The following is a 9868-nucleotide window of genomic DNA, read 5'->3' as shown; positions in this document are numbered from 1 at the left end:
GTCGCCGAACTGTCGAGCACGACGGCGAGCGACCATTCGGGAACATCCTCCAGTCCCTTGACGGCGCCAAGCGGCACGCCCCAGTCGCCCGAGACATCGATCGATGTCACCGGCCCGCGATAGCCGCGCAGCGTGTCGTATTTCATCAACCCGTTCTGCATCGATTTGCGGGCAATGAGCTGGATCTTCGGATCGAGCGTGGTGCGGACGGAGAGGCCGCCTTCGTAGAGCGCATTCTCGCCGTAGCGGGCGATGATCTGGCGGCGCACCTCTTCGGTGAAGTACTCGCCGGCGAACAGATAGGTGCCGCTGCGCCGCGGCGTCACGCCCAGCGGCTCGGCCTTGGCCTTGTTGCCTTCCTCACGCGTGACATAGCCGTTCTCGACCATCTGATCGATGACCCAGTTGCGGCGCTCGATCGCGCGATCGGCATGCTTGAAAGGGTGATAGTTGTTCGGCCCCTTGGGCAGGGAGGCCAGGTAGGCGGCCTCGGCCACGGACAGTTCGTTGACCGATTTGTCGAAATAGGTCAGCGCCGCGCCGGCGACGCCATAGGCGCCGAAGCCGAAGAAGATTTCGTTGAGGTAGAGCTCGAGAATGCGATCCTTGGGATAGGCCTGCTCGATGCGGAAGGCGAGGATCATCTCCTTGATCTTGCGCTCGTAGGTCTGGTCCGAGGACAACAGGAAGTTCTTCGCCACCTGCTGGGTGATCGTCGAGGCGCCGACCTGGCGCCGGCCCGAGCCGAAATTCTGCAGGTTGACGATGATGGCGCGGCCGAGGCCGGTCACATCGATGCCCGGGTGATTGTAAAAATTCTTGTCTTCCGCCGACAGGAAGGCCGCCTTGACGCGGTCCGGAATGGCCTGGATCGGCAGATACAGGCGCCGTTCGCGCGCATATTCGGCCATCAGCGCGCCGTCGGACGCATGGATGCGGGTGGTCACCGGCGGCTCGTATTTGGCCAGTACCTCGTAGTCGGGCAGATCCTTCGACAAATGGCCGATGTAGATCGCAACGCCCGCCGCGACCAGAAGGGCCAGCGTCGTGCCGATGCCGAAAAAATAGCCAATGAGACGAATCATACCCGCTCCAGTCCTTGGTTCGGGAATTTCCTAAACGAAGCCGCCTTTCACGCAAGCTTTCGAGCCGGTCCCAATCCGTAATCGAAAACCCTTGTCGCCGCCATGTGGACAAAATACGGCAATGCCTGATTTCACGGCTGCTGGCCGGAAATAAAAGCACTGGGTGTTGTCGTCGCGCAACGCCGCCTCTGGTTGCAGGCGTCGCCGGTCATGTCAACCTCCGGTTCCCGATCCGGCCTTGGCCGACGCGAACAGCGCGACGGCGTTGGTTATGCTCTGGGCCGCCTTGCCGCGCCAGTCGGCGTTGAGCAACTGCGCCTCGTCCTTGGCGTTCGAGAGATAACCGAGTTCGACCAGCACCGACGGCACATCGGGTGCCTTGAGCACCTTGAAACCCGCGGAGCGCTGCGGATTGTTGATAAGACCGACGCTGGTCGACAACTGGCCAACCAGCGTGTGGGCGAAACTCATCGAGAAGTTGTGTGTTTCGCGGCGGATCAGGTCGATCAGGATGTCGGTGACTTCCTTGTTGTCGTTCTTGATTTCCATGCCGGCGAACTGGTCGGAGAGGTTCTCACGGTCGGCAAGCGCCTGCGCCTCGGGGTCCGAAGCCTTGTCGGAGACGGTATAGACGGTGGCGCCGCGAATGCCCTTGACGCTGATCGTGTCGGCATGGATCGAAATAAGCAGGTCGGCCTCATGCTGACGGGCAATGCGCACGCGGTCGTCCAGACGCAGGAATTCGTCTGTGTCGCGCGTCATGAACACATCATAATTGCCGACGGCCGCGAGTTTGTCGCGCAGCTCCGTGGCGAAGGCCAGCGTGACGTTTTTTTCGATGGTGCCGTTCAGGCCCTCGGCACCGCCGTCGATGCCGCCATGGCCGGGGTCGATGACGACGGTGAACCGATGGCCCGGATTGGAGACCGGCCCGGTGCCGACCCGCCCTCCCTTGTCGGTCGAAACGGTCGATCCGGTGGTCAGCGCCTGATTGGCAAGTGCGGCATCGAACTCGCGTTCGGATGCCGCCGACATGTCGATGGCAATGCGGTAGCCGGTTCCGTCCTCGTTCTTGAGCACGTCGAGCTTGTCGACGGCAAAGGGTCCCTTGCCGGTGAGGATCAGACGCGAAACGCCCTCGCCGAGTTCGCCCAGGCGCACGCCCTTGACCAGGCCCCGCGCCTTCAAATCCTTGGCATCCACGGCGAATCTCGTATTCGCGAGATCGATGACAAGACGGTTGGGACCACGCAGCAGGAACCATTTGATATCGGGTTCGCGGTCGAAATCCATGACGATGCGCATCTTGGTGGCATCGCCGGCCATCTTGTAGCCTTTTGCCACGAGCGGAGCGTCGGCGGCACTGGCATTTGAGGACAAGACGGATGAGGCCGCCAGCAGCAGCAAGAGGCAGAAAGCGGCCAGGATCCGGCCGCCGACACGACATCCCTTGTCTGTGAAGTCCGCCAATCCCATCTCTCTTGCAGTCGCTCCCGGTTTGGCGCCCGGCGCCCGGTCGTTTCGTCGAAATGCCGGTTAGGCCGCGAACTCGATTAACGATTGGTATCCAGAGAAGGTTAACCAAGCCTTTTCATGCAGGGCCGCAAGCCTGGCTTTACGCTACGGAACGGCTTTTTGCCGGCATCGGAAATCGGGGTTGCCATCCACCCCGCCAAATCATAAAAGCGATGGTGGATCACTGCAATCCTGGAACCGCCCTCCTCCGCAGCTTCTTGCTACAGGGTCAGACGTAAAGGCGGCTCCTTTCGCTTCAGGCGAAAAGGGTTCAGGTGATCGCGACGAATTTCGCAGGCGTGCTCCCGTGGCGGGGGAATCGCCTGCGTGAGGAAAACGGCCGGGTTTGTTCCCGTGCCGGCTCTGTATGAGCAAACAAGCTGGTCCGGTTCGTCCGGGCTTTGGTTCAAAAGGTTCTGTTGGTGACGATGGCTTCAAGCGCAATCATGGAAAGGTCCGCATCAAACCGCGCCATTATGGCTGCGGGCGGCACCGCCATGGCGCTCAAGCGGCGGCCGACGGACGTTCAAATATCCGGCACCCACATTCCAGACACGCAGCAGCAGGCTTTGCCTCGCAAGCTGCGGCTGACGGCTGCCGGGGGGAAACGAAATAATGCCCAACAAAATGCTGATAGACGCCTCCCACCCGGAGGAAACACGCGTTGTCGTCATACGCGGTAACCGTATTGAAGAATTCGACTTTGAATCCCAGGACAAGAAGCAGCTCAAAGGAAACATCTACCTAGCCCGCGTAACGCGCGTAGAGCCCTCCCTTCAGGCAGCCTTTGTCGAATATGGCGGCAACCGTCACGGTTTTCTCGCCTTCCGTGAAATCCACCCCGATTACTACCAGATTCCGGTCGCCGATCGTCAGGCACTGCTGCGCGCGGAAGCGCAGGAGGCTGAGGACGAGGAGAACGAGGACGGCGACGGCGATGATCGCCAGAGCCGCGATCGCGGACGGCGCGGCCGCAGGCGCGGCGGCAAGCCCCGCGACCGGGGCGAGCACAAGCGCGATGCAGCCGATTCCGGCGAGGCGAGCGACGCTGCCGACGAGGCAGAAGAAGGTGCCGACGCTGGTGTCGAGGACATCTCGCACACGTCCGAGATCATTGAACATGCGGCTGATTCGTCCGAACATGCCGATGCGTCCGAGCATGGCGAGGATTCGGCCGAGCAGGACGAAGGCGAAATCCGCGAAGGCGGCCCGACGTCGATCGCCGCCTCGGTCGAGGCCGATGTGATTTCCGAAGCCGTCCCGCTGGCCGAACAAGGCAGCGAAGCGACCTCCGGCGACAATGATCGCGGCATGCTGGAAGAAGTGCAGTCCTCGCATCCGGACGATCACGAGGTCGAATCGGTCGGCGCCGAGGATGCGCTGGAAGAAGTGCGCAACCGCCGCAAGCCGGTGCGCCGCCAGTACAAGATCCAGGAAGTGATCAAGCGCCGGCAGATCCTCCTGGTGCAGGTCGTCAAGGAAGAGCGCGGCAACAAGGGCGCGGCGCTGACCACCTATCTGTCGCTGGCCGGCCGCTATTCGGTGCTGATGCCGAACACGGCGCGTGGCGGCGGCATTTCGCGCAAGATCACCAGCGCGGTCGACCGCAAGCGGCTCAAGGAGGTCGTCGCCGATCTCGAAGTGCCGCAGGGCATGGGCGTCATCCTGCGCACCGCCGGCGAGAGCCGCACCAAGGCAGAGATCAAGCGCGACTACGAATATCTGATGCGGCTTTGGGAAAATGTCCGCAATCTCACCTTGCAGTCCACGGCCCCTGCCCTGGTCTACGAGGAAGGCAGCCTGATCAAGCGCTCGGTGCGCGACCTCTACAACAAGGATATCGACGAGATTCTTGTCTCCGGCGAGGAAGGCTACCGCGAGGCCAAGGACTTCATGCGCATGCTGATGCCGAGCCACGCCAAGGTGGTTCAGCCGTTCCGCGACACGACGCCGATCTTCGTGCGCAACGGCATCGAGGCACAGCTCGACCGCATGCTGCAGCCGCAAGTGACGCTGAAGAGCGGCGGCTACATCATCATCAACCAGACCGAAGCGCTGGTTGCCATCGACGTGAATTCGGGCCGCTCCACCAAGGAGCACTCGATCGAGGACACCGCGCTCCACACCAATCTGGAAGCGGCCGAGGAAGTCGCGCGTCAGCTAAGGCTGCGCGATCTTGCCGGCCTGATCGTCATCGACTTCATCGACATGGAGGAGAACCGCAACAACCGCTCCGTCGAGAAGCGGCTGAAGGATCACCTCAAGAACGATCGTGCGCGCATCCAGGTCGGCCGTATCTCGCATTTCGGCCTGATGGAGATGTCACGCCAGCGCATCCGCGCCAGCGTGCTGGAATCGACCATGAAGCCTTGCCCGCATTGCGGCGGCACCGGCCATGTGCGCTCCGATTCGTCGGTCGCGCTGATGGTGGTGCGGGCGATCGAGGAATTCCTGCTCAAGGATTCGCGCAGCCACATCACGGTGCGGACGCCGGCGGCGACAGCACTCTACGTGCTCAACCACAAGCGCGGCACGCTGGTGGAACTCGAAAGCCGCTTCGGGCTGACGATCACCGTCGAGGCCGACGATTCGGTGGGTTCGCAGCACTATGCGATCTTCCGCGGCGCGTTGGCTGAAAAGCCGGAAGGCTTTGTCGAGGCGCGCAGCTTCCCGGCCTATGTCGAGCCGGACGAGCCCGAGGATGAGATTGCCGTCATCGAGGAAGACGACGAGGCGCCGATCCAGGCAGAACAGCCACGCCAGCAGCCGCAGCAACAGCAGCCGCGGCCCGCTGCCGGTGGTGAGGAAGGCGAAGGCCGCGACCGCAAGCGCCGCAAGCGTCGGCGTCGGCGTGGCGGCAAGGATCGCGATCGCGAACATGGCGCCCCTGCGGACGGTGCTTCCGTCTCGGCTCCGGCCGGCGAGTTTTCGGACTCGGACTCGGCCGCCGGAGATGGCGACGCGGAAGCGGACGACAATGCCCCTGTTGGTGTTTCCGAAACTCCTGCCACAGCTGAAGCTTCGGACGAAGGCCAGGGCAAGAAGCGCCGGCGCGGCAAGCGCGGCGGCAAGCGCAACCGCCGCGAAGACGGTGAAGGCGAGGCTGAGGCAAGTGCTGGCGAAGCAGCCGACGCGTCCGAAGGCGAAGTCTCGGCAACCGAGGTGATCGCCAGCGAGCCGGTGGTTACCGCAGCGGCCGAAGAGCCGGTGGTGCTTGCTCCGGCCAATGACGACGCGCCGAGCATGGAGAAGCCGAAGAAGCCACGCCGTGCCGCCAAGCCGAAGAAGGCCGCAGCCGAAATCGTCGCCGAAGAGCCGGCTGCCGAGGCGGAAGCACCGGTCGAGACGCCGGCCACGGCGTCCGACGAAGCAGCGGCTGTCGAGAAGGCACCGAAGGCCCGCCCGTCGCGGCGCAAGCCGGCGGCGGTGAATGCGCCGGTCGAGCCGGTGGTGTCTTCGACTGTAGCGGAAGAACCCGCGGCCAAGGCCGAGGACAAGACCGACGACAAGACCGACGACAAGCCGAAACGCGGCGGATGGTGGCAGCGGAAGGGCTTTTTCTAAGCCTTTCAGCCACCTGAGCTAGTTTGTTGACAAAAAATCCCGCGCCGTCTCGAAGACGGTGCGGGATTTTCTTATCTGGCGCTATTCCGGATCGCGAAAGGCTAAAACGCTTCCTTGATTTTTATGCATGTCGTTGTCCCAAAACCGCTCCGCACCTTTTGGGCGACATGCATCACGGCGCGAAGATCGACCAGTTCATCATCCTGGCCAGCTTTTCCAGCGCGATCGACCCCAGCTTGGAGTTGCCGTTGGCATTGAGGCCGGGCGACCAGACGGCAAGCGACGCCACGCCCGGCACGATGCCCAATATGCCGCCGCCGACGCCGCTCTTGCCGGGGATGCCGACGCGGAAGGCGAAATCGCCGGAGCCATCATAGTGACCGCAGGTCAGCATCATCGCGCCGATGCGGCGTGCCCGTTCGGCCGACACCACGGCATGCCCGGTCGCCGGGTTCTTGCCGCCATTGGCGAGACAGCGGCCGGCGAGCGCCAGTTGCCGGCAACTCATTGCGATGGCGCAATGGTGGAAGTAGACGCCCAGCGCCAGCTCCGGCGCGTGGTGGAGATTGCCGAAGGATTTCATGTAGTTGGCAAGCGCGAAGTTGCGATAGCCGGTGGCCCGTTCGGACGCCGCGACCTCACGATCGATGATGATCGTTTCGTCGTCGGCGAGGAACTGGATGAAGCGCAGGATTTCGCCGATCGCCTCGCGCGGCTGGTGGCCGGCAAGCAGGATGTCGGAAATGACAATGGCGCCGGCATTGATGAACGGGTTGCGCGGAATGCCGTTCTCATGCTCGAGCTGCACGATCGAGTTGAATGGATTGCCTGACGGTTCGCGGCCTACCCGCTGCCAAAGCGCGTCACCGACATTGCCGAGCGCCAGTGTCAGCGTGAACACTTTCGAGATGCTCTGGATGGAAAATGCCTGGTCGGCATCGCCGGCCATCAGCACGCGGCCGTCATTGGTGACCGCCGCGATGCCGAACTTCTTCGGATCGACCTTGCCCAGCTGCGGAATGTAGGAAGCGACGTCGCCGCGATCGGTGCGCTCGGCCATTTCGGCGGCGACTTCGGCCAATGCCCGATCAAGTTTGGGGGCCTGTTCAAGTTCCGGCATGGTGCTACCTCAACCAGCGTTCGATGCGCACCATTGCCTCGACCATGTCGTCGTGGCTGCCGGCGTAGGAGAAACGCATGGTCCGGTGCCCAGCCTGAGTGTCGAAGTCGCGGCCGGGCGTTGCTGCAACATGCGCCTCGGCCAGCATCTTTCGCGCGAAGGCCATGCTGTCATTGGTATGCCTGGTGACGTCACAGAACGCATAAAAGGCGCCGTCCATGGGCGCCGCCAGCGGAAAGCCGAGTTCCGGCAGGCGTTTCATCAAGAGCTCGCGATTCCAGGCGTAGCGGCCTTTTACCGCCTCCAGTTCCTCGGTCGCCCTGAACGCTTCGATCGCGGCAATCTGCGATAGCTCCGGCGGCGAGATGTAGAGGCTCTGGGCGACGCGCTCGACCGGCCGCACCAGTTCCTGCGGCAGCACCATCCAGCCGATTCGCCAGCCGGTCATGCAGTAATATTTGGAGAAGGAATTGATCACCGTCACATCGCCGCCATAGGCAAGTGCCGTGGTGTCGGGGGCGGCATAGGCCAGCCGGTGATAGATTTCGTCGGAGATGACGGCGATGCCGAGGTCCTGTGCCGTCCTTACCAGAGCCGCCAGTTCATCGGCTGGTATGACCGCGCCGGTTGGATTGGCGGGACTGGCGAAGAGAACGCCTTTCAGCGGCTTTTCACGATGCGCGGCTTCCAAATGGCCGGCATGCAGGTAGGCGGCGTCGCCGAGCTCGATCTCGACCACCTCTATGCCGAGTGCGGCCATGATGTTGCGGTAGGCAGGGTAACCGGGTGCCGCGATGGCGACGCGGTCACCCCGATCGAACATCGCCAGGAAGGCAAGATTGAAGGCGGCCGGCGATCCGGTGGTCACCGCGATCCGGCCGGGCTCGATATCAAGCCCATAGTGATCGGCGTAGTGTCCGGCTATCGCCTTGCGCAAACCTGCCAGTCCGAGCGCGTCGGTGTAGCCGATGCGCCCATCCTGCAGCGCCTTGGCTGCTGCGGCGCGAACCAGAACCGGTGCGGGATCGGAGGGTTGGCCGACGGCCATCGAAACAACCGGCACGCCCTGGGACTTCAGCCGGTTTGCCTCTGCCAGAATGTCCATCGCATGGAAGGGCTCGACATTGCCGCGGCGTGAGAGCGAAACGACCATTTAACCAGTATTCCCGATGACTGACGGCGCCAGGCACTGGCGCATGTGCCGCACAAATGCCCGATTGATGTGAGGATCACAAGTTGAGGAAGTTTCCGGCGCCGACTTTTCATCTTTCGCCCGCTCGTCTACCAGTGGACACATCATGTTGAGCCGACCCAGATCGACGATTGCCCAGGCAGCGCGCGTCTTCGCGACGCTTTCGCTTGGCGTTGCCGTTGCAATGTCGAGCTCGGTCAGCGCCTTCGCCCAGAACGTGCCGGTGGTGCGCGACGCCGAGATCGAGGCGCTGGTGCGCGATTACGCGCGGCCGATCTTCAGGGCGGCCGGCCTGGCGAATGACGGCATCGACATCGTCCTGGTCAACGACCAGAGTTTCAACGCCTTCGTCACCGGGCGTCGGCTGTTCATCAACACCGGCGCGCTGATGACGGCTGAAACGCCCAACGAGATCATCGGCGTCATCGCGCACGAAGCCGGTCATATTGCCGGCGGCCACCAGCAGAAGCTGCGCGACCAGCTCGAACGAGCCAAGACGATGGCCGTCATCGCGACATTGCTTGGCGCCGGCGCCATTGTCGCCGGTGCCACAACCAGCAGCCGCGGTCTCGCCGGCGCCGGCATGGGCGTGGCTGCCGGCGGCGGCGAAATGGCACAGCGCAGCATCCTCGCCTATCAGCGCACCGAGGAGATGACGGCCGACCGCTCGGCGATCACCTATCTCAACGCCACCGGCCAGTCCGGCATGGGCATGCTGAAGACATTCCGCCGCTTCCAGACCGCACTTTCGCTTTCGGGCGCCCAGGTCGATCCGTATCGGATCAGCCATCCGATGCCGCAGGACCGCATCGCCAATCTCGAAGTGCTGGTGAAACAGGACCCCAATGTCGACAGGCCGGACCCGCCCGCGCTGCAGCAGCGCCATGACATGATGCGGGTGAAGATCGCCGTTTACATGGAAGGCCAGGCGGCCGCGTCCCGGCTGATGCGAAAGATGCAAGGAACCCTCGCCGCCCAGTACGGCGACGCCCAGTCGACCTACCTGTTCGGCAACATCGCCGCCGCCCTCGCCAAGACCAATGCACTGATCAAAGCGCAACCGAAGAATGCCTACTTCCAGGAACTGCGCGGCGACATCCTGATGAAAGCCAACAAACCCAAGGAAGCCGCGGACGCCTATGCCAAGGCGGTCAGCCTCGATTCGGCTCGGTCCGGTCTGCTGCCAGTGTCCGTGGGCCAGGCGCTGATGGCCGTCGGCACGCCCGACTCCCTCAAAAAAGCCGTCGTGCAGATCAACAATGGCCTCGGTCGCGACAAGGAAAATTCAGCCGGATATCGCTATCTGGCGCAGGCCTATGGCGAGTTGGGCGACATACCTGGCGCTGAACTTGCCACCGCTGAAAGCCATTTCTATTCCGGCAACTACAAGGA

Annotated in this window: 6 protein-coding genes; 2 read left to right on the top strand and 4 right to left on the bottom strand. The window is 63.0% G+C overall.

The features are described from left to right. On the bottom strand, positions 1-1085 hold a 1085-nt coding region (locus ENZ75_RS10235; RefSeq protein WP_206617024.1), incomplete at its 3' end, for a transglycosylase domain-containing protein. Positions 1086-1298: 213 nt separating this feature from the next. Next, a complete protein-coding gene (locus ENZ75_RS10230; protein ID WP_063168091.1) occupies positions 1299-2561 on the bottom strand; it encodes an N-acetylmuramoyl-L-alanine amidase in 1263 nt (420 codons plus the stop codon). A gap of 654 nt (positions 2562-3215) precedes the next feature. Here ENZ75_RS10230 and ENZ75_RS10225 point away from each other — a divergent pair. Beyond that, positions 3216-6164 carry a ribonuclease E/G gene (locus tag ENZ75_RS10225; RefSeq protein WP_128278074.1) on the top strand — a complete coding sequence of 983 codons (2949 nt, stop codon included), beginning with the start codon at positions 3216-3218 and terminating at the stop codon, positions 6162-6164. Positions 6165-6336: 172 nt separating this feature from the next. Here the strand turns inward: ENZ75_RS10225 and ENZ75_RS10220 are convergent, their stop codons facing one another. Further along, positions 6337-7284, bottom strand: a complete 948-nt coding sequence (locus ENZ75_RS10220) for a glutaminase (protein ID WP_128278072.1) — start codon at positions 7282-7284, stop codon at positions 6337-6339. Positions 7285-7288: 4 nt separating this feature from the next. Next, positions 7289-8437 (bottom strand): aminotransferase class I/II-fold pyridoxal phosphate-dependent enzyme, encoded by a 1149-nt coding sequence (locus ENZ75_RS10215; RefSeq protein ID WP_063168093.1) that lies wholly within the window; start codon positions 8435-8437, stop codon positions 7289-7291. 145 nt (positions 8438-8582) lie between these two features. Here ENZ75_RS10215 and ENZ75_RS10210 point away from each other — a divergent pair. Then, on the top strand, positions 8583-9868 hold a 1286-nt coding region (locus ENZ75_RS10210), incomplete at its 3' end, for a M48 family metalloprotease (protein ID WP_206617023.1).

This window comes from Mesorhizobium sp. M7A.F.Ca.CA.002.04.1.1, from assembly GCF_004022805.1.
Lineage (GTDB): Bacteria > Pseudomonadota > Alphaproteobacteria > Rhizobiales > Rhizobiaceae > Mesorhizobium > Mesorhizobium ciceri.
This window is presented reverse-complemented; position numbering and strand designations above follow the sequence as displayed.